At 44.7% G+C, this 21555-nt stretch carries 20 protein-coding genes; 10 read left to right on the forward strand and 10 right to left on the reverse strand.

The window, feature by feature from the left end; all coding sequences use genetic code 11:
* Positions 1 to 743: 743 nt before the first annotated feature.
* From HMPREF9442_RS06490 to HMPREF9442_RS06510, 5 genes are all read right to left on the reverse strand, one after another.
* On the reverse strand, positions 744 to 1712 hold the full coding sequence (locus HMPREF9442_RS06490) for a glycosyltransferase family 8 protein (protein ID WP_008626622.1): 969 nt from the start codon (positions 1710 to 1712) through the stop codon (positions 744 to 746).
* Positions 1713 to 1743: 31 nt separating this feature from the next.
* Complete coding sequence (locus HMPREF9442_RS06495; RefSeq protein ID WP_008626624.1) at positions 1744 to 2820, reverse strand: glycosyltransferase family 2 protein; 1077 nt, start codon at positions 2818 to 2820, stop codon at positions 1744 to 1746.
* Positions 2821 to 2844: 24 nt separating this feature from the next.
* Positions 2845 to 4758: a glycosyltransferase gene (locus tag HMPREF9442_RS06500; RefSeq protein ID WP_008626626.1), complete on the reverse strand. Its 1914-nt coding sequence runs from the start codon at positions 4756 to 4758 to the stop codon at positions 2845 to 2847.
* 8 nt (positions 4759 to 4766) lie between these two features.
* A complete protein-coding gene (locus HMPREF9442_RS06505) occupies positions 4767 to 5615 on the reverse strand; it encodes a glycosyltransferase family 2 protein (protein WP_338117938.1) in 849 nt (282 codons plus the stop codon).
* Between the two features lie 75 nt (positions 5616 to 5690).
* Positions 5691 to 6533, reverse strand: coding sequence for an alpha-1,2-fucosyltransferase (locus tag HMPREF9442_RS06510; protein WP_008626629.1), 843 nt, complete (start codon positions 6531 to 6533; stop codon positions 5691 to 5693).
* A 274-nt stretch (positions 6534 to 6807) separates the two neighbouring features.
* On the opposite strand from HMPREF9442_RS06510, the gene HMPREF9442_RS06515 reads away from it, so the two are divergent.
* Genes HMPREF9442_RS06515 through HMPREF9442_RS06535 form a run of 5 tightly spaced genes read left to right on the forward strand, consistent with a single transcriptional unit; the run spans position 6808 to position 11652 of the window.
* Positions 6808 to 7818 carry a glycosyl transferase family 90 gene (locus HMPREF9442_RS06515; RefSeq protein WP_008626631.1) on the forward strand — a complete coding sequence of 337 codons (1011 nt, stop codon included), beginning with the start codon at positions 6808 to 6810 and terminating at the stop codon, positions 7816 to 7818.
* An 11-nt stretch (positions 7819 to 7829) separates the two neighbouring features.
* A complete protein-coding gene (locus tag HMPREF9442_RS06520) occupies positions 7830 to 8759 on the forward strand; it encodes a glycosyltransferase family 8 protein (protein ID WP_008626633.1) in 930 nt (309 codons plus the stop codon).
* A 31-nt stretch (positions 8760 to 8790) separates the two neighbouring features.
* A complete protein-coding gene (locus HMPREF9442_RS06525) occupies positions 8791 to 9678 on the forward strand; it encodes a capsular polysaccharide synthesis protein (RefSeq protein WP_008626634.1) in 888 nt (295 codons plus the stop codon).
* 11 nt (positions 9679 to 9689) lie between these two features.
* Positions 9690 to 10586 carry a glycosyltransferase family 2 protein gene (locus tag HMPREF9442_RS06530; RefSeq protein ID WP_008626636.1) on the forward strand — a complete coding sequence of 299 codons (897 nt, stop codon included), beginning with the start codon at positions 9690 to 9692 and terminating at the stop codon, positions 10584 to 10586.
* A gap of 19 nt (positions 10587 to 10605) precedes the next feature.
* On the forward strand, positions 10606 to 11652 hold the full coding sequence (locus tag HMPREF9442_RS06535) for a glycosyltransferase family 2 protein (protein WP_008626638.1): 1047 nt from the start codon (positions 10606 to 10608) through the stop codon (positions 11650 to 11652).
* Between the two features lie 12 nt (positions 11653 to 11664).
* Here the strand turns inward: HMPREF9442_RS06535 and HMPREF9442_RS06540 are convergent, their stop codons facing one another.
* The 5 genes from HMPREF9442_RS06540 to HMPREF9442_RS06560 are packed head-to-tail and all read right to left on the reverse strand — an operon-like array spanning position 11665 to position 16138.
* Complete coding sequence (locus HMPREF9442_RS06540; RefSeq protein WP_008626640.1) at positions 11665 to 12564, reverse strand: glycosyltransferase family 2 protein; 900 nt, start codon at positions 12562 to 12564, stop codon at positions 11665 to 11667.
* Between the two features lie 8 nt (positions 12565 to 12572).
* Positions 12573 to 13337, reverse strand: a complete 765-nt coding sequence (locus tag HMPREF9442_RS06545; protein WP_008626644.1) for a lipopolysaccharide kinase InaA family protein — start codon at positions 13335 to 13337, stop codon at positions 12573 to 12575.
* A 5-nt stretch (positions 13338 to 13342) separates the two neighbouring features.
* Positions 13343 to 14059, reverse strand: a complete 717-nt coding sequence (locus tag HMPREF9442_RS06550; RefSeq protein WP_008626646.1) for a hypothetical protein — start codon at positions 14057 to 14059, stop codon at positions 13343 to 13345.
* A complete protein-coding gene (gene glf, locus HMPREF9442_RS06555) occupies positions 14056 to 15183 on the reverse strand; it encodes a UDP-galactopyranose mutase (RefSeq protein ID WP_008626648.1) in 1128 nt (375 codons plus the stop codon). The genes HMPREF9442_RS06550 and glf overlap by 4 nt, the downstream gene beginning before the upstream one ends.
* Positions 15184 to 15199: 16 nt before the next feature.
* Positions 15200 to 16138, reverse strand: coding sequence for a lysophospholipid acyltransferase family protein (locus HMPREF9442_RS06560; protein WP_008626651.1), 939 nt, complete (start codon positions 16136 to 16138; stop codon positions 15200 to 15202).
* Positions 16139 to 16263: 125 nt separating this feature from the next.
* On the opposite strand from HMPREF9442_RS06560, the gene HMPREF9442_RS06565 reads away from it, so the two are divergent.
* The 5 genes from HMPREF9442_RS06565 to HMPREF9442_RS06585 all read left to right on the forward strand — a co-directional run bounded on the left by HMPREF9442_RS06565 (position 16264) and on the right by HMPREF9442_RS06585 (position 21542).
* Complete coding sequence (locus tag HMPREF9442_RS06565) at positions 16264 to 17310, forward strand: NAD(P)-dependent oxidoreductase (protein ID WP_172634392.1); 1047 nt, start codon at positions 16264 to 16266, stop codon at positions 17308 to 17310.
* A 155-nt stretch (positions 17311 to 17465) separates the two neighbouring features.
* Positions 17466 to 17702 carry an acyl carrier protein gene (locus HMPREF9442_RS06570; protein ID WP_021979430.1) on the forward strand — a complete coding sequence of 79 codons (237 nt, stop codon included), beginning with the start codon at positions 17466 to 17468 and terminating at the stop codon, positions 17700 to 17702.
* A gap of 21 nt (positions 17703 to 17723) precedes the next feature.
* Entirely contained in the window at positions 17724 to 18989 is a 1266-nt protein-coding gene (gene fabF / locus HMPREF9442_RS06575; protein WP_008626656.1) for a beta-ketoacyl-ACP synthase II, read from the forward strand.
* 3 nt (positions 18990 to 18992) lie between these two features.
* Positions 18993 to 19886, forward strand: coding sequence for a ribonuclease III (gene rnc, locus HMPREF9442_RS06580; RefSeq protein WP_008626657.1), 894 nt, complete (start codon positions 18993 to 18995; stop codon positions 19884 to 19886).
* Positions 19887 to 20012: 126 nt separating this feature from the next.
* The gene (locus tag HMPREF9442_RS06585) at positions 20013 to 21542 is read left to right on the forward strand and encodes a GH3 auxin-responsive promoter family protein (RefSeq protein ID WP_008626658.1); all 1530 of its coding nucleotides are present in this window, start codon (positions 20013 to 20015) and stop codon (positions 21540 to 21542) included.
* Positions 21543 to 21555: the final 13 nt, after the last annotated feature.

The raw sequence follows: 21555 nt of genomic DNA on the forward strand, positions 1-21555 counted from the left end.
TTCAAATGAATGGATTGGTGCAAAGGTAGGCATTTCTCTCCAAGTGACCAACCACGACGTTGTTTTTTATCATATTTTACTCACATTCATCCGGTCTGCATGGCCCATGCGCCACCACCGCCCCACAGCCGGACAACCTAATCCGTGCATCGAGTTTGCAAAATGTCAAAATGACAATCCCGCTATCATGAGAATCGCTCATTTCCGCCCGCCGGCCGCCCTGACGGCAAATAACGCAGTCTCACGCGTCCGGCTTTTGACTTTTTGATGCCTTCCGGAAGGAAAACACCGCTTTGCGACATCGCCTCCAACCATTTGCCCGCACGCCTCCCGACTACGTGTCAGGAAATATGCAGCACAAGATTACATCGTGCTTCCCGTTTTTGGAGCACTACCGCCTGTCAACTAGCATAAAAATCAGCTCCAGACTGTACATGAACTCCCGTTTTACGCCCGAATATTCCACCACCGGCAGACATCTTCGCCCCGATATGAGGAGAAAAAAAGTGTTTTCTGCGCCAAGTGATTTTTTTCTTTCATGAGATTAATCCGCTGTTATGCCCATTCTTGCGTGAAAAAGCATAAACAAAGATTAAAATATGTCATTTTAAGAAGCTCAGAAACATACAGAACACATCTTTTCATACCGGCCTCGCTACTTTTCTTTGTCATTTTGCTACATTTCGGAATCCCATAAATATTATCCGGAGCTTTAGGACTTACATTTCGCGCAATAAATACCATCACCTCGCCGAACAAAACCAATACACGACAAAAGCTATTGTTTCAATGACAAAAACGGCCAAAAGGCGGTTGAATCTCCTGATATATTTATGAGAGGTTTTGGAACTTCCTCCATACAAAGGAGTAGTTTCCTCCCTTACTTTCTTATAACGTGCCACAGTCCACTTCGTCTTGGCCAGACATTCCAAATAATACGGCGTGAAAGGATGGTTGCAATCCTTTTTCCACGGCTTGCCTCCACCTGCAAAATGCACCACGACCGGATGCTCCTTCCATCGTTCCACTTCCTTGAATTTAGAGGCATGCAACCTGACCCATTGATAATCCCGCGTATACCATAAATCCTGAAAATTATATCCGTATGGGAGGTATTTCACTGCACCGTGCAGCACCACGTTCAAAGCATCCTGGTCCGGGAAAAGGCACTTCTCAGGATGTTCCCGGATGAACTCCACCAACCGGCATGCCACATTATGCTTCCGCCAATAGCCCATATTGACCAACAGCACCCCCGAGTTAAAATAAGGCGCGCCATACACCCCAATCCTGTTTTGCAAGGTTATGTCATCAGCCTCCTGATCCTCCACCACCGCGCACGCATAACCTTCTATGTCCGTCTTCCAAAGTTCCTGCAACGAATCGTTTACCAGAATATCGCAATCCATATAAAGCATCTTCTCCTCGTCCGGAAACAAATCCGGCAAAAGAAAACGGTAATAAATGGATTCCCTGAACCTGTCGCTGACTTTCAAACCTTGCACAATCTCCGGCTCAATGACCTTGACCGTCAGCAGCCCACCATATCTGGTAGCAATCTCTTCCAACCCTTCCACATCTACTTGTGGCAAAGCCTTCGTTATCACATAAATGTGGCAAGGAACCTTCCGGTGGTGTTCAAAAATCGAAACCACACAAGGACCGCAAGCCATCATATAATAAGTATCCGTACACAAAGCTATCTTTATCATTCCACTATCTTTTTTGCTTTAATCAAATCCTTTACAGTCCTTTCTGAAATACCTCCATCGTCTGCAATGAATACTTGTGGCACACTTTCTCCATCTTACGTTTCCGAAACGTCGCTACAAACTTCCTGTTCAATTCCAAGTACTTCCACAAACGTTTATAAACAAAATGCCGTGCAATCAAACCCTTAACACCCAACTCCGTGTCCGAGACATAGTCGAACCCATGCAAACACTCCAACACTCCCCGACAAGCTTCCGAAACGTCGGCTGATCGCTCCAACAGCCCAAACTCCCGCAAAAGCTTCAGGCCTTTCCGGATATAATAGAGGGCAACTCCGGTTTCCAACCTGTCCGTTCCCCTGATAGCCTTGTCTTTCAATATTTCCAACTTATATCGTGCAAAAGCCTTATAAGGCGTATAACCAGTGTGCATGAGCGACCCGTCTCGTTGGTAGTAATAATACAGCGGGACACAACACAAAGCCACGCTCGCCGCCTCCGGAACGTATTTGTATAACACAAAAGCGTCCTCGAAGGGAAAAGTCTCCATCCTATGCCTTACAACAATCTCACGCCGGCATAACTTGTTCCACAACCCTTCATCCATTTGGTCATAACCTTTCATCTTACGCATGGCTTCATCAGGGGAAAGGCACACGACTTTATCGTCATAAGCCCATGGCGTAGTCAAACGCTGATGCTCCTCATCATAAAAATAATGTTGGCAACATGCCACATCCGCCCCCGTCTTTGTTATCAGGCCATAAAGCACCGCTACAAAATCCATATCCACATAATCATCCGCATCTACAAAACCGATGAATTCACCGGAGGACTTTTCTATGGCCGCCTGCCGCGCATCGCCGGCTCCAGAGTTCCGGGGCATGCTGAAAACCTTAAAACGCATGTCTGACGCTGCCATCTCACCGGCTATATCCAAACTCCCGTCTGTGGAACAGTCGTCCATAATTATGACCTCTATGTTCCGGTAAGTCTGCTTTTCCAATGAACGCAAACAACGCTCCAAATAAGGGGCTACGTTGTACATGGGTACAACCAATGTCACCAACGGCCCTTCCGTGACCGCAAACGAAGGGGTATTTTCCATCCTGATTCCAATAACAATAAATGATTATTTCTTTTTAAACTTCGCGAAAAATAAGGTGGCACCCTTGTATAAATCAAAGAGATGCAAGCAAAGGAAGCGGCGAAAAGCCAAATAAGGAGACTTCGTCAACAACGGAACGCCACTTACATTCTTTCTCAAATACTCCATCAAAACCTTTCGTTTCTTGCCGCTCCCGTCTTCGCTTAAAGAACGGTCAAGAATACGTAGATACATGTTAGCCAGAAACCGGTCGGAATCCTTCCAAAGCCCTAAAGCCTTGGCACGGCTGTGTTTGACATCCAACGCATATAAATAATCGTCCCATTGGTTTTGTCGGAAAGCTTTGGTGACAATACTTTTGTGGCGCTCTACATAATGATAGGTTATATCTCCGGCCACATAAACCGTCTTCGCACGTCCGAACACTTCAGGCAACGTCAAAATATCCTCAAACGTCCTACCCACAGGAAACGAAACTCCGTCGAAAAGCCTCCTCTTATAAAGTTTGTTCCATAAATAATTCTTGATGAGCCGGTCTTGGAATAAAAGTTCCAAAGCTTCCCGCGTACCCCAACGTTCATTCTTTCCCACAGCACACTTCTGAATATTTCCATTCTGTAAATGCAAATAATAGCCGCACAGCACAATATCCGCACCAGAGACAACATAGGCATCGTACAAAAGCGCATACATATCCTGCTCTATCCAATCGTCCGGGTCCACAAAACCCAAGAGTTCTCCCGTTGCCACAGACAATCCCAGATTACGTGCCCCGGCAACACCCTGATTGACCGGACGACGAATCAGCTTGAAACGCGGGTCTCCTCCTATTGCAGCCTTACACACGTCATAGGAACCGTCCGTAGAAGCATCGTCCACCAGGATAACTTCTATGTGGCCGTACGTCTGTCCTCGCAAAGAACGGATACATTTCTCCACATATCGTTCCACATTGTAAACCGGTACGACAATGCTGATTAACGGAACAGACTGACCCTCAAGTGTTTTTTTGCTCGAACCGTAGTAACGTATATCTATATATTTCTCGCTTTTTATTCCTAAGGCATAAGGCAAGAAGTGGACGAAACGATGCAAACGCACCGCCCACCCGTCATTTTTCTTCTCCACACCGGGAAGCAGGCTCTCGTATTCGAAATATAACCGTCGCAAAGGATGCATGCAGTGGTACTGCCAAGGCTTGCGCCCGGAATAATGCAAAATGGCCGGACGGGTAATCGTTTCGATATGGGGAGGGACCCAACCGGCCGACTTACCCTTTGGCCTGCGGTAGGCGCCCTCTTGGACGTTCCATTTCATATCCAAAAGCCTTTTACGTTCGTGAAGCAGACTGTTCAGCAAGTCCTGATCATTATAGACAATCCTGTCCGGATACATACGATAATGTTCCGCACACAGACGTTCCACCCCATGTGCTCTCCAATACTCCAGGTTCAGCAACAAGACCCCTCCGTTGAAATAGTTATAAGACGATGCATAATGCAAACGACGACAATGCACCGGATTGACGGTAAAGCTATCCGGCACTCCGGCCAAAGCAACTCCCGTAAGGTCTGTCTCCCATAAACCATACAATGAAGACAAAACCAATACATCACAATCCAAATACAAGACCTTGGACACGGACAACGGCAATATGGAAGATAGCAGACAACGGAAAAACACGACTTTCGACAAGCGCTGCTTCTCCCATGTCACTTCATAGCCCTTCATCTTTTCTTCCGCCACTTCATAAAAGAACACTTTCGCACCATAAGAGTCGCACAACGCAGACAGAAAGGCCACATCCTCTTGATGTAGATTCAATCCTACGATATGAAATACTATTTCATACGGGACATTGTTCCGCAAAACCGACACCATCGTTACCGCACAAGGACGAACGAACCGGCTGTCTATGGCAAATGCTATATGCATCATATTAAAAATCAGTTTATCGAATTGAAAACATCACGAATCGTCTCGTCCGCATAAATATATCCACATTTGCACAATTCCTCAAAATGCAGCTTCCCTATCACCCGGTCGTACTCTTCTTCTAGCAAACCTTCCTTATAAAGTCGGTAAAAATACCTCCAATGACGACCGCCATGCCTGCCCTTATGTTCTTCCAATTGTACACCGCCATTCACCATTTTATCCATAAACTGACGACGGCCGCGCACATTATAATGATAAACACGAATCGCCGAGGACTTTGCATATTGAGGCAACATCCTCACCTTATGGTTTCCCATGGAGATTTGCAAGTAACCGTCGGTCCGGTGAATTACCTTACGGTTCTGGCGTTCGAACAAGGAGTATAACGACAAATCATACGCCTCTATGTCGGTTACAGGCCGTACGGCCTTAGACCATTGCCAAAAAGGTTTGTCTTCTTCGGGATACATGCTTCTCACCTCGCAAGTCTGCACATTGGCACGAGATTCGCTTAACTCTTTTTTCAACGACCCGGAGGGAGCATACCAGAATTCATCTGCGTCTGCATTAATCACCCAATCCGCCCCGAAAGACGTCTTGGCCTTCCATATCATCCGGTCTACCCACTCTTTTTGTTCATAGCCCGTAGCTGCTTCCCTTATCACGTCTACCACCCATCCTTTCCGACGATACTTTTCGATAATCCCGCAGGTCCCGTCTGTCGAATTGTTATCCGTTACAATAAAAGCATCCACTCCCATAGCTTTATGGAACAACAGGTTCCGTTCCAATAACTCCTCTTCATTTTTCACCAGAAGCGTCATTATCAACCGGGGATCAGGAAGTTTCAGGAACATTCTCGGCAAATCCCGGACGGCACGGATTATTTTATGAATAATATATCGGTTCACTTTACGCTTCATTTAATTCACTTAACCGATCGAGACTTTCAACCAGCTTTCCGGCACCACGTCCGCACTATTTGTCGTCTGCGTCCAACGTTCCGGGGCAATCACTATTTTGTCCGGCGACGGATTTAACCACGCTCCCCACCAACTGAAAGTACTATTGCATATAATATGATGGCGGCAATGGCTCATCAACATCATGTCCTGCCAACTGTCCTCCCCTTTGTTCCAATCAATGAATACGGCATTTTCCAATGGCAGGTACTGGCGTACCCAATCCAAATCCTCCGAAAATACATAATAATGGGGATGGACTATTCTTTTCTCCAACTCGGACAGGGCATTGAGGTAATAAGAACGTTGACAAATGCACCCCAACGACTTCCAATGCTTCCCCTGAAGATAATCCCCTCTCCTGACATGTATGGACACGGCATCCGGGTCGGCCATAATCTCCTGCATCGCACAAAGGCTCTTTCTGTTTACCCGGCGAACATCGAAAACAAACGCCTCGCGCACCTCCTTTTCCACACCGGCAAAATATTCCTCAGACTGATAAAAGCCTTTAAAATAAATCCATGGCCAATGATACTTCCGGATGTAAGGCACAAGCGAACCACCTTGCTTCCGTTCCAATATGGTCTTAAACAACAAAAACTCTATGATTTTCTTTAAACTCCGGTTGATACGGAACTCCGTACGGGGAAGATTAAACACCTTGTTCATCTCATACCCATAATGTACCCGATAATGGACCATATCCGAAAGGTCTATCCTTGTATCTGGAAATACAGCCCTCATCTTCAAGTACATGGCATAAATGAACATTTGGTTACCCAAACCACCTGTCATTTTTATCAACCTCATAACCACCTTTATTAAAACTTCATATACTAATAATCGCTCTCTTTTGAAGAGATAAACCGAATATCGTTATCCATTGTTAATCAAAAGATTGGTGTCATTTAGTAATATGTTTATCCTCAACAAAAGGCAAAAAAAGACACTCTCGCATACTTTTTATCCATTTACTTCTTTGTAATTATCAATTAATTATGTAATTTTGCCGATATTCGGTTTATCTCTTCAAAAGAGATAAAACCGTAATTATACCATATTCAAGCAAATGCCTACTTAATGTATGGGAGACAGCATCATTTATAAACTAAAAAGCGGGAAGCCCAACAAATTCCTTAATTTCCTTTCCGGTTTTGCCGGATTAGCCATTCCGGATGCCTTTTTCCGGCAGCGGTTGCGCGGACTTCTCGCCCAAGTGCCCAAACATCCCGATTACGACTATATTCGCAAACGCGTGGACTATTACATCAAAACGGACCAACCATTCCACGTCTCAGACACAAACAGGCTCACTCGTGAACGTAGTTGGATTTATTATACTGGACGAATAGGGGATTATACCCGCAAAATGTTCCATACAGCTTACTTTTTCGACCAACACGACGTGACCCGTTGGTTTCCCAAACATTTCCGTTGGAATTTCTGCCCAGGAGATGTATATTTCACTCCGGACACACCCACAATCGTCAAAAGTCGGTTGTTGACCGGCGACAATAGTAACTCCGTGATACTAAAGTTGGACAAACTACGCCATTTCATGTTCGTGCATGACACCATACCTTTCCGGCAGAAGAAAGACATGGCAATCTTTCGGGGAAAAATCCGCCAAAGCCGGGTACGTACAAAATTCTTGGAAATGTTCTTCCACCATCCGATGTTCGACTGCGGCGTAGTAGGGCGGAATGAAGGCTGTCCGGACGAATGGATGAGGGAAAAGAAAACCATCCGCGAACATTTGGATTATAAATTCATTATAGCCCTGGAAGGAAACGACGTAGCTTCCAACCTGAAATGGGTCATGTCGTCCAACTCACTGGCCGTCATGACACGTCCGACTTGCGAGACTTGGTTCATGGAAGGAACGCTCGTTGCCGGATACCATTATGTAGAAGTGAAGGAGGATTTCTCGGACTTACCGGAGAAGCTGCAATATTATATCGAACATCCGGAGCAAGCGGAAGACATTATCCGCCATGCCCATGAATACATCAGGCAGTTCCAAGACAAGGAACGGGAAAACCTGATTTCGCTGATGGTATTGGACAAATACTTCCGGCTTTCGGGACAACAATAAAAAATGAGGATATGATGATTCACATAGCTTGCAATATAGACCACAATTATGTGCGACATTGTGCCGTTACCTTGGTCTCTTTATTTGAAAACAACCCGAAAGAGACCTTCACCGTACATATTATTGCACGGGAATTATCGGAAACAGACCGGAACATTTTAACAGCTTTAGCCGAAAAATATAAAAATAAAGCCTGTTATTATATACCAGACGCACAAATGTTGGAAGGATTCACCATCCGGGCTACCCACAACCGCCTGTCGTTGGCCGCCTATTACAGGTGCTTCCTGTCTGCCCTATTGCCTGAAAGCATAGACCGCGTACTGTACTTGGACTGTGATATTGTAATACTAGGAGACATCACTCCGCTATGGCGTACGCCTTTAGACGCTCATACGGGAGTAGCCGTAGTGGAAGACACCGGGTGCAAGGAACTGCAGCGTTACGAAATCCTGCAATATCCGGCCGAGGACTCGTACTTTAATTCCGGTGTCCTCCTTATCAACCTCGCATATTGGCGAGAACACCATATCGCCCAAGCTTGCGTCGATTATTACCGTGCATATCCGGAACGTATCATATTCAATGACCAAGACCTGCTGAACTGTGTGTTGCACCGGCATAAAACGTTAGTGGGTCTGCAATGGAACGTGCAAGACGGATTTTACCGCAACCATCCGGCCATAAGCCCGGAATGGCGCAAAGCCCATGCCGAAACATTAAGGCATCCGGTCGTCCTGCATTACACCAACCGGAAGCCGTGGAACTACGACAGCCAACACCCCTTACGGGATGTTTATTTCCAATATCTGGATCTGACCCCGTGGAAAGGAGAACGCCCATGGCATAGCGTGAAGAACAGGTTCAAACGCTTTTTCCGCTTGTTACCTTTTTATATAGGAATGAGAAAAGCCAAGTATATCCGGTTAGAATCCCTGTAAAACAGAAACCATCGTCCAAAAGGCCATTATCATGGGTAAAATAAAAAGATTTTTCAAACATATCGAAAAGTTCTTCGTCAGGCGTAAACAGCAACTCATCATGCACCATCTGCTATACCGCGCAGGAGGAAAGGAGTTAATTGCCCGATACACAAGGGATTACCTTCCCGCATACGAACCCATTACAGGGAGTTCACCGATATGGACATGTTGGTGGCAGGGCGAGGACGCAATGCCAGACATCGTAAAAGCCTGCTACAACGCCATGCACCGGTTTTCCGACGGACACCCGGTCATTCTCATTACGGAAAAGAATTACAAGGATTACGTGAACATGCCCGACTATATTATCCGAAAACAACAATCGGGCGAAATCGACCTTACCCACTTCTCGGATATCCTGCGTATGATGCTGTTGGCTCGACACGGAGGAATCTGGATGGACAGTACGCTATTGATACCGTCCAAACACCTCGGCACATTTATCCATCCAGAAGATAAATTCTGGAGCTGCCACCACCATACCCGTTACTACAACATCTCGCAAGGCGGATGGGTCAGCTTCTTCTTGGCCTGCGGGAAAGGTAATATTTTACCCTCATTTATCGCTGACATGCATCTCTGTTATTGGAAGAAACATAAAAAGCTAATTGATTATCTACTTTTAGATTATACATTTGCCATGGCTCGTAAATACATTCCGGCCGTACACGATATGATCGAAAAAGTACCCATCACAGAAATGGGACCGTTGGGCAAGTGCCTGAATGAAGAGTTCTCGGAAGAAAAATGGAACGAATTCTGTACCCGGTATGATTTCCACAAGGTAACTTACAAGATACCTCTCTGCAAAACCACAGTCGAGGGCAAGAAAACATATTACGGACATATTCTTGAAACTTATCTTACACAACCTTAAAAACAAGAAACATGAAAGTCAACTGCGTAGTAGTCACATATAACCGCCTGGCCTTACTTAGAGAATGCCTGGCTGCCATAGAGAAGCAAACCTATCCGATACACAAGGTAATCGTGATAGACAATTGTTCTACAGACGGTACGGAGGATTTCCTGAAAGCATACGCTGTACGCCCTCAATTCCAAGTCATCCGCACGGAACAGAATATCGGAGGAGCCGGCGGTTTCTCTTTAGGCGTAAAAACATCCGCATTAGGCGGCGGAGATTACACATGGATGATGGATGATGACACCATCCCCTCTCCGGAAGCTTTGGAAGCCCTCATGCAAACAGCCTCACAGTCCAATGACATCGGATTCGTTTGCAGCAAAGTACTTTGGACCGACAATACCATTCATCCCCGCAATATGCCCGGAGGACTAAAAAAGGACACCATCGAAAACAACGGTATCACGGCCTGCCGCTGCGAAGTCTGCACTTTCGTCTCTGTCTTGGTCAGCAGCCGTGCGGTCTACAAAGTTGGCTTGCCCATCAAAGAGTTCTTTATCTGGTTCGACGATATCGAATACACCCTCAGAATCACAAGAGCCGGATTCAAAAATTACTATACAGAACAAAGCATTGTCGTACACAAGACCCCGGACGTGTACGACCCGAATATCGAACAGGCACCGGTCAATATGGCCAAACGTTTTTACTATCAAACCCGCAACACCTGCTACTTTAAGCACCGCGAACAACCGAACAAACTTTTGTTCAGGCTGTCGATATGGAATAAGCTTCGTATCCTGAAACGAAGAATCAACCGCCGTAAAGACGGACACAAACAAGAGTTCTTAGCTGCAGTAAAGAAAGGATGCCATGACGGACTGACTTTCTACCCGGAAATAGAATATTTACCTCTATAAGCATACAAAATACAACAGAATGTCACAAGAGCCATATAAACTCCTCACATTGGTGATCCCGACCTACAACATGGAAAAGTATCTCACCAAATGTTTAGAATCCGTAACCGCCCCTTGTATACCTCCGACATTGGAAGTCATTGTTGTAAATGACGGTAGCAAAGACCGTTCCCTGGAAATTATGAAAGCCTTTCAGCAAAAAAGACCGGATATAATCCGCATCATCAACAAAGAAAACGGCCACTACGGTTCGTGCATCAATGCAGGGTTACAAATGGCAAAAGGGAAATATTTCAGGCCCTTGGACGCAGACGACTGGATGGATACGGAGGTTTTATCCAAACTTTTAAATGTATTAAAGAATTGCGATACGGACTTGTTTATTACACTCCGTACGGAATATAAGATCGATAAAAATAATCGTCATATCGTGACACACTTCCCTTTCCGCAATGTAGAATACAATAAGATTTATGATATTTCGTCTTTCAACATAAGCGAACATACCTATGGCGATGAATTCAACATGCATAGCATGACCTACAAAACAGAAATCCTAAGACAGGTAAACCTGCGCCATATAGAAGGTATATGTTATACCGACTTCCAATACTGTTTTCTGCCGATAGACCGCATCAAGAGCTTCATTATATTCGATTTATACCTCTATTATTATTTCATAGGAAGAGAAGAACAATCTACCAGTGTGCAGTCTATAAAGGGGAACTTATCGCACATTTGCAAAGTAATCAATTTCATGATTCATCACTTGGACAGGCAATTTCATCAAAACCCAACCATACAGGCCAACCAAATACACTTTATCGACAAGGCTCTGAATATCTATGTAATCAGTCTCAGATGGCAAAGAAAAATCACAGAGCAGGATTACCCCGAAATTTTTAACGTTATCGATGCCGTAGACCGATACCATATCCAAAACCGAATCTTGAACAAACCGTATTTCCGCCTTTGGCGGAAGCTGAAAACCCGTAAGGTACTCAACCTAACCCTTACCTTGTACCGTTGGGCGCATATCAGGAAATTCAGAAAGATGGGAATGTAACAACAAACATCCCTACAAACGTCCCAACCTTTCCCTTATGCCGTCAGTATACGCTTTCCAAAACATCGGAATATCAGTCCACCGATAAGCATCCGAGAAAGGTGCCGAGAAAAAGGCTATTAAAATATAACCGATGGCCCCGTTAAAGCCGCGAAGATATTTCACGGCCCAGTTCTTCCCATAATGGTGATTCAAATAAGAAGAATTACGTATCTGGTAAAAGCGTTTCCATTTTTTCTTCTTATTACGTTCCCCCCACGAATCGTCCGAGAAAAACTTTTCTTTATCCATCAGGGCCGTAGGAACATACAAAATCTTATAACCGGCCATCACCGTGCGCAAGCAATAATCCGTATCATCACAAAAAATAAACAAATCTTTATTGGGAAGCCCTACCAACTTCACAACCTCACTGCGAACGAACAAACCTTCGAAAGCCGTTCCACAAATCTCGACAGGAGCATTCACTTCCATCTTGGACAATCGTCCTGAATACATGGATGAAAACGGATGAGTCAAGTTGAAAGATAGAAAATCATTCGTATAAATCCGGCCCTCCAACAGGCGGCGCGGCGCCAAAATCCCTACACCTTCATATCCGGCGTACGCCAATAGCCGCTCCAGACAATCCGGACGCGGAAAAACATCGTCATCCATGCACCAGATCCAATCGGCATCGGCAAGGCGAGCATACTCCATTCCGGTATAAAAACCTCCGGCTCCCCCGACATTGGTCTGATGAATCGTTTTCACATCCTCCTGCTCGTCCAACCACACTCCCGTCCCGTCCGTACTACCGTTGTCCACCACTACAAGGGTTGTAAGCGGTACGGTCTGCCGACGCAAACAAGAGAGATTCCGTTTGAGAAGCTCCAGACGATTATAAGTTACGACAACAGCAACCACATTCATGATACATATTAATATAAGTCGTTTATTTTTCCAGGTTGGGTACTCCGGAAAGCCTGCATCAACTTAAAGCATTCCTCCGCATCGAATCCGCGTACGGCAGCATATTCTTCAGCCAACAAACGATGCATGTGCGGCGTAGCCGGAAGGCGCTCGAAATTCTTGCATCCTTTTCTCATATCAATCGGACCGATATACATCCGATTCAAGTCCACTATCTCAATCCGAACCCCTTTGTCTGTCTTTTGGAACAGAATGTTCCCACGCCCGTAATCCTTATGCGCATACCCATGTTCATGCAAAACGGCCGTCACTCTCCCTACCGTACGAACAACCTCGTCTGCATAATCAAAATGCTGATAGAACAAATCATTATAGACGTATGGGCAAGCCGACGCCAACGTCACATAATAACTACGGTCGAAAAGCAGTCCTTTGCGTACATTAAGATAACCGACCGGAGCGGGAGTCCCTACCCCTATTTCTTGATACATCCTCGCATGATCGTAAGAACGTTTGGCCTTTGAAGGACGGAAAATGCCATAGACGAAACGATTGACCCAATTGGGACGGTGAAAGGACTTCACCACCAAGTCAAGCCCTCTATATGTCATTTTCCTCAATTCATTGCGTCCCTTATAAACCACCGAACCTTCACCGGCCGCAAAACGTTCGGGAATGGAATACATAAAATCCTTCAAATCCTGATAATCCGGCCGGAGTTCCAACGTCCGATGAGCCAATAAATGACAAAGACTTGGCTTAATCCATTTCATCCTATTCAAATTTTATCCAGTCCTTTAGTAAATTTCAACCAATAATATTTCAACGGATTCTTATACTTTAACTGTTTCCATGGACGACTGCCGTGAGGACGATGCCACACCGGAAGGGTCGTAAAAAGGTAATTGCGAAAACCGGCTTTTAATGCCTCATGCGAAATGGTCACGTCATACCAATTCTTTGTCGGGTCAAGCGTCCCAAAATCAAATTGTCCCAAAAACTTCGGTGTCAGCAAAGAGCAACAAAAACTACAATGTTTCTTCTCCGGATAAACCTGGTTTTCCCGTCCCCGTGCATGAAGATAGGGATAATTGACCAAACCGTCCTCATCCGTAGTCACCGCTGCGGCAATGGCACAATCCGGACGTTGCACAGCTCCGTCGAACAAGTCCTGCAAAGTATTCCTCTTCACAACGACATCCGACTCTACAATCAACAGACCGGCATCCGCAGCTAAAGCTTCGCGTCGGGCTGTCTGCAACACCAATAAATAATTAGGAGACGGATGATTTGTCAAATCACACAAATTAACCAACTTAAAACCAAGTTCCTTGGATGCTTGTTCCAAACGCATCGTATTCTCAGCTGTGCTGAAATCATTATAAACGGTATATGTAAAAGGAACACTGGTCTCCGAAGACAATACGGCTCTTATCGTCTCAAGCGTGAAATCGATGGAATCCTTTACCGGCGTAATGACCTGCAAACTTTTCATATCATTGTCTCCCGTAATTGACAAAACTGCTGCTTGGCTAATGCCAAAGCCGCAGCTACTGTATCATCCATATCCGCATAAGTGTACTGAGCCAAACGTCCGCCAAATAAAACATTCCCACGCGATACCGCCAGTTCACGATAGGATTTGAATATTTCAGAGTTACGGGCATCATTCACCGGATAATAAGGCTCTTTACCCGGGGCAAAAGCATCAGGATATTCGTATGTAATCACCGTAGTAGGCTGAGTTCCGTATTCAAAATGTTTATGTTCAATCACACGCGTGTAAGGTACATCCCCAGCCGTATAATTCACCACAGCATTACCTTGATAGTCCTCTACCTCCAAATGACGATGGTCAAAACGCAGGCTACGGTATTCCAAACGTCCGCATTGATAATTGAAATATTCATCAATGCAACCGGTGAAAAGAATTTTATCGGCCATAGCATCCCAAGCCTCACGGTTTTCAAAATAGTTCGTGTCCAACCGGACTTCTATACCTTCCAACAAAGCATCTATCAATACGTTATATCCACCTTTCGGTATTCCCTGATAAGCATCGTTAAAATAGTTGTTGTCGAAAATAAAACGAAAAGGTACACGCTTGATGATAAAGGACGGAAGTTCTGTAGCCGGACGTCCCCACTGCTTCTCAGTATACCCTTTGATTAGACGGGTATATATATCCTTTCCACACAATTTCAGAGCTTGCTCTTCCAGGTTCGCCGGTTCAGAGATAAATTCATACGCCTTACGCTGTTCAGCTACCTTAGCCTTGGCTTCAGCCGGTGTTTTCACTCCCCACAACTGATAAAAGGTATTCATATTGAAAGGCAGGTTATACAATTTACCTTCATAATATGCCAATGGAGAATTGGTATAACGATTAAATTCCACCAAACGGTTCACATAATCCCAAACATCTTTATTGTCCGTATGAAAGATATGGGCTCCATACTTATGTACACGAATGCCTTCTACATCCTCACAATATATATTCCCGCCACGATGGGCACGCTTGTCTATCACCAAACAACGTTTCCCTGCCAATCTGGCTTCATGGGCAAATACAGCACCGAATAATCCCGCGCCTACTATCAAATAATCATATCTTTCCATGTATGGTCACATTTAATCATTTTATTGTCGAATCTTGTTGGCGTCTCAGCCATTCTTCCTTGGTACGCTTCCATCTCTTATGCGTCCACAGCCAATATTGCGGAGCTTTCCTGATCATTTGCTCCAATTGTTCCATGAACATAGCTGTCATATCATATTCCGTACGATTTACCTCCGGTATCTCCATCCGTCTGAACGTACACTCATAATAACCCCTACGGGGACGAATGATATCCGCAAAAAAATAAACCGCTTTTACCTGCCGCCCTATCTGCTCCGCTCCGGTAAAAACAGCGGTTTCACGGTGCAGGAACGGAACAAAAAAATGCATGCTGTTCCACTTGGGTAGTTGGTCGGATATAAAGCCAATCATCGCAGGGCGCTTTTCCCGTTTCAGTTCAATCACACGCCTCAATGTATTTTTCATCGGAATACATTCCCCACCGAACTGGTTTCTCAATTTCAAAAAGAACCTATCCACGGCTTTATTATACAAAGGATGGTAAATTTGTGCACAATGGATAGAAGGAGATATAGTATAGGGTAATGATGCCACCCACTCCCAATTACAATAATGCCCAAGATAAAGGAATATGAAATTATGCCCCTCTTCGCGCACAGCCTGTTCCACCTGCTCCACTCCACGAAATACCATCCGCTTCTTCATTTCCTTTTTCGAAATGGAAGTCAGCTTCAAAGTTTCTACAAAATAATCGCAAAAAAAGTGATAAAATTTCTTTTCTATCCGGACAATCTCATCCGATGACTTTTCGGGAAAAGACTTCAATAGGTTATCCCTTACTACATCACGCCGATATTTGATGCAATGATACACTATCAAATACAGGACATCTGACAGAAAATATAAAACGCAAAAAGGAAGCAAGGATAGCAAATGGCTCAAGCCAAACACTACGTAATACATCAAGTTGGTCCATTTGTCTTGTTTCTCCATACAAATTCCGTATCGACTTTAATGACACAATAAAAAAGTGCCTCTATTTAAAGAATATTGCAAAGCTAAACAAACTTTTTTGAATCGGCAATAATTCTATAATAAAAACTCATTAACTTTGCATCATGAAAATAGTTGTTGACGACAAAATCCCATTTATCCGAGAGGCTATCGCCCAAATCTCCACCGATGTGATTTACAAACCCGGGATAGCCATCAGCCCCGACGATATACATGATGCCGATGCCCTGATTGTCAGAACCCGCACTCGTTGCGACGAAACCCTTCTGAAAGGGAGTAAAGTTTCTTTTATCGCTACCGCCACTATCGGATATGACCACCTTGACATTGAATACCTGAAACACGCCCATATCACATGGGCCAACTGTCCCGGTTGCAATGCCAATTCCGTAGGGCAATATATCCATTCATGCCTTTTGCTCTTGGAAAAAGAAAAAGGATACGACCTATCGAAGACTACGGTCGGATTAGTCGGAGTAGGACATGTGGGCCATGCCGTTATCGAAGCTATACGCCCTTTGGGAGTACAAATCCTTCTCAATGACCCACCACAAAAAGAAGCCTTGTGTAAAGCCGGAAAGCCTCATGAGTTTTTTTTGAACATGGAAGAGCTGCAAGAGAAGTGCGACATCATCTCGTTCCATACTCCATTAATCACAAAAGGTTCTTATCCGACTTTCCATTTAGCGAACAAAACATTCTTCAACGCACTAAAAAAACGCCCCATCATTATCAATACAAGCCGAGGGGCTGTCGTGGATAATACGGACGTACTTCAAGCCTTAAAAGATGGTATTATCCGAGATACTATTATCGATACTTGGGAGAATGAACCGAATATCAATCAAGAACTTCTCAACCTTATATATATAGGAACCCCGCATATCGCAGGTTACTCCGCCGACGGAAAAGCCAATGCCACCCGTATGGCACTCACAGCATTGTGCAACCATTTCCACCTTCAGGCCACTTTCCAAATCCGTGTTCCTCAACTTCCTGAGGAAGAGCTACCGAGTCCCAATCTCACAGAAAAAGAACGGGCATTGGCTTTATATAATCCACACACGGATAGTTTGAAACTCAAGTCCCATCCCACCATGTTCGAAGAATTGAGAGGTAATTACCCGTTAAGAAGAGAATTCATAGAATAAGTCTCGTAAAAGGGAGCAAATACTGCACACTACATATACTTTTGTGCAAAAAAGAGCAATTTATTTACTTAATTGCTTGCATAAGTGGGAAAAAAAAAGTTCCTTTGCACTTGGATTTACAGAATTACATTAATAATAATCAAAAAATTACAATTATGTCTGAAATTGAATCAAAAGTAAAAGCTATCATCGTTGATAAGTTGGGTGTTGACGAAGCAGAAGTAGTAGCCACAGCAAGTTTCACAAACGATTTAGGTGCTGATTCATTGGATACAGTAGAATTGATCATGGAATTTGAAAAGGAATTCGGTATCAATATTCCCGATGATCAAGCTGAGAAGATCACGACTGTAGGTGACGCTATTAGCTATATCGAAGCTAACGCAAAATAATATTTTCTCTAAACGAAGATAATGGAATTAAAAAGAGTTGTGGTAACAGGTATGGGTGCCGTTACTCCATTGGGAAATACGACCGAGGAAACTTGGAAGAATTTGATTGAGGGAGTAAGTGGTGCCGGACCTATTACACATTTCGATGCTTCCTTGTTCAAGACTCAATTTGCTTGCGAAGTAAAAGATTTCAATGTAGGCGACTACATTGACCGCAAAGAAGCACGCAGAATGGACTTGTACACCCAATATGCCTTGGCTGCAGCCAAAATGGCCGTAGACGATTCTGGCATGGATTTGGAAGCTGTGAACAAAGACCGTATAGGTGTTGTTTTCGGGGTGGGAATCGGTGGAATCCACACTTTTGAAGAAGAAGCCGGAGCGTATGCACTTACAGGAAAAGAATTGGGTCCCAAATACAACCCATTCTTCATCCCGAAAATGATTGCAGACATTGCAAGCGGTCATATTTCTATTATGTATGGTTTCCATGGCCCGAACTACACGACCACTTCGGCATGCGCATCTTCTACCAACGCTTTGGCTGACGCATTCAACCTTATCCGTTTGGGCAAGGCAGATATGATTCTCAGCGGTGGTGCAGAAGCGGCTATATGGCCAGCCGGCGTAGGTGGTTTTAATGCCATGAAAGCTCTTTCTACCCGGAATGATGACCCACAACACGCATCCCGCCCATTCAGCGCAAGTCGCGACGGTTTCGTTATGGGTGAAGGTGCCGGATGTCTGATTTTGGAAGAATTGGAACATGCCAAAGCACGTGGAGCTAAAATTTACGCTGAAATGGCCGGTGCAGGCATGTCAGCTGATGCCCACCACATCACGGCCTCCCACCCGGAAGGGTTAGGTGCCAAACTGGTTATGGAAAGAGCTCTCGAAGACGCTGAAATGAAACCGGAAGATATTGATTATATCAATGTACACGGTACTTCAACTCATGTCGGAGACATTTCGGAAGCCAAAGCCATCAAAGATGTTTTCGGTCCACACGCTTACGAATTGAATATTAGTTCTACTAAGTCTATGACAGGACATCTGCTCGGTGCCGCCGGTGCTGTGGAAGCAATGGCCAGTGTGATGGCAGTAAAAGAAGATATCATACCCCCCACTATCAACCATGAGGAAGATGACAAAGATGAAGAAATCGACTATGATCTGAACTTCACCTTTAATATTGCTCAGAAGCGTACCGTGCGTGCCGCTCTAAGCAACACTTTCGGTTTTGGTGGGCACAATGCATGTGTAATCTTTAAGAAATACGCTGAATAAGTCGTGTATCCCAAAGATATCATAGAAAGAATAAGGCTCCCTTTCAGAAAAGACAAGGAGCTTTATTCTTCTTTTTATAAGATATTAGGATTCTATCCGCACCATATCCAATATTACGAACAGGCATTGCATCATAAGTCCTCATCTATAAAAAAGCAAGGAAGTTGGATTAATAACGAACGGTTGGAATTTTTGGGCGACGCCATTTTGGATGCCGTCGTAGGAGATATTGTCTTCCGCCACTTCAAAGGCAAACATGAAGGTTTCCTCACCAACACCCGCAGCAAAATCGTACAACGTGAAACATTGAACAAATTGGCCGTAGAAATCGGTTTGGATAAACTTATCATTTCATCCACACATTCCTCCACCCACAACAGCTATATGTGTGGCAATGCTTTTGAAGCCATGGTCGGTGCGATTTATCTGGACCGGGGCTATTCCTATTGCATGCGTTTTATCGGCAAACGCATCATGACCCAGTTAATCAATATCGACAAACTGGCCTATAAAGAAGTCAATTTCAAAAGCAAATTAATTGAATGGGGACAAAAGAGGCGAGTTGAAATTACCTTCGACCTGATAGATCAGGCACAGGAGGGAAACAGTACGCCCGTTTTTACCACCCAAATCACAATCGAAGGAGTGACATGTTGCAAAGGAAGAGGCTATTCTAAAAAAGAGAGCCAACAACTGGCTGCAAAAGACACTCTGGCACTATTGAGGAAATCCCCCAAACTGGTTGACAAAATCCTTTCCAACAAAAAACAAAAAGAGGCTTTGTCTGAAATGACCATACAAGACAACGAACAGCAAACCATAACGGTAATTGCTCCACCGAAGCTTCAGGTCTCTGTCACAGAATCCCCCGATTTCAGAATGGTTAGCCGAAGATAATGCAAGCCGAACTATAAGTACATAGATAGCGACACATAGTCCATTAAAATCTGTATAAAGTTCGTTATTCTGATAACTTTAAGTTATTTTTGCAAGAGAATAAAATGATTCCTGCGGAAATACGACATGAATAAGACGAAGTTAGTCAGCTGCTTTCTTTCAGGCAGACGAAAAAGCATATCCAAATATGAAAACCAAACGGAAGAACTGCAATTAAACGTTCTTCATAAACTCATCTGTCAAGCTATTCATACGGAATGGGGACAAACACATGGATTTGCACAAGTCAAAGACTATGATTCCTTTACGAAAACCTCTCCGGTAAACACTTACGAGGAACTCAAAAGTTACATCGACCGTATGCGGCACGGGGAAAAAGACGTATTATGGAGCGGACAGGTCCGGTGGTATGCCAAATCATCCGGCACAACCAATGACAAAAGCAAATTCATTCCCGTCAGCAAAGAATGCCTGCAAGACACGCATTACCGTGGCGGGACGGATGCCGTAGCCTTATATCTGGGGCAGAATCCCCGGAGCAGGATGTTCGACGGCAAAGCATTGATACTCGGAGGAAGCCATTCGCCCAATTACAACCTCCCCCATAGCCTGGTAGGAGATTTGAGTGCCATATTAATCGAAAACGCCAGTCCGTTCGTCAACTATTTCCGCATTCCCTCCAAAAAAGTCGCATTATTGGGCGATTTTGAAGAGAAACGCGAAAGGATAGCCCAAGCTGCCATCAGAGAAAACGTGACGAACCTGAGCGGAGTTCCGTCGTGGATGTTGTCCGTATTGACTCGTGTCATGGACATTTCCGGCAAAACCCACCTGGAAGACGTATGGCCGGGCATCGAGGTCTTCTTCCACGGAGGCGTAGCCTTTACCCCCTACCGCGAACAATACCGGCAACTCGTCACTGCATCCGACATGCATTACATGGAAACGTACAATGCCAGCGAAGGGTTCTTCGGGCTACAAAACGATTTGCAAGACCGGTCCATGCTCCTGATGATAGACTACGGAGTGTTCTATGAATTCATCCCGATGGACGAAATAGATAAAGAAAATCCCCAAATCGTGCCACTTTGGGGAGTGGAAACCGGCAAGAACTACGCCATGGTCATCAGCACCTCGGCCGGTTTGTGGAGGTACATGATTGGCGATACCGTAAAATTCACGCAAAAGAACCCTTATAAGTTCATTATTACCGGACGTACGAAATTCTTTATCAACGCTTTCGGAGAAGAGTTAATCGTAGACAATGCCGAAAATGGATTGAAAGCGGCATGTGAAGCCACCGGTGCGCAAATACGGGAATATACGGCAGCCCCCGTCTACATGGATGCCCACGGCAAATGCCGCCACCAGTGGCTGATAGAATTTGCGAAAGAACCGGAATCGCTCACAGATTTCGCACACATCCTGGATTTGAAACTGCAAGAAATCAACTCCGACTATGAGGCCAAACGTTACAAGGACATCACCCTGCAGCATCTGGAAATTATCCCGGCGCGTAAGAACCTCTTCGACGACTGGCTGAAATCCAAAGGCAAGTTGGGAGGGCAGCATAAGATTCCACGCCTGAGCAACACGCGCACATACATCGACGAAATGTTATCCATAAATGCCCCCGCAAAACCGGAAGATTTTTAAAAACCAAAAAGAA

Source organism: Paraprevotella xylaniphila YIT 11841 (genome assembly GCF_000205165.1).
GTDB lineage: Bacteria > Bacteroidota > Bacteroidia > Bacteroidales > Bacteroidaceae > Paraprevotella > Paraprevotella xylaniphila.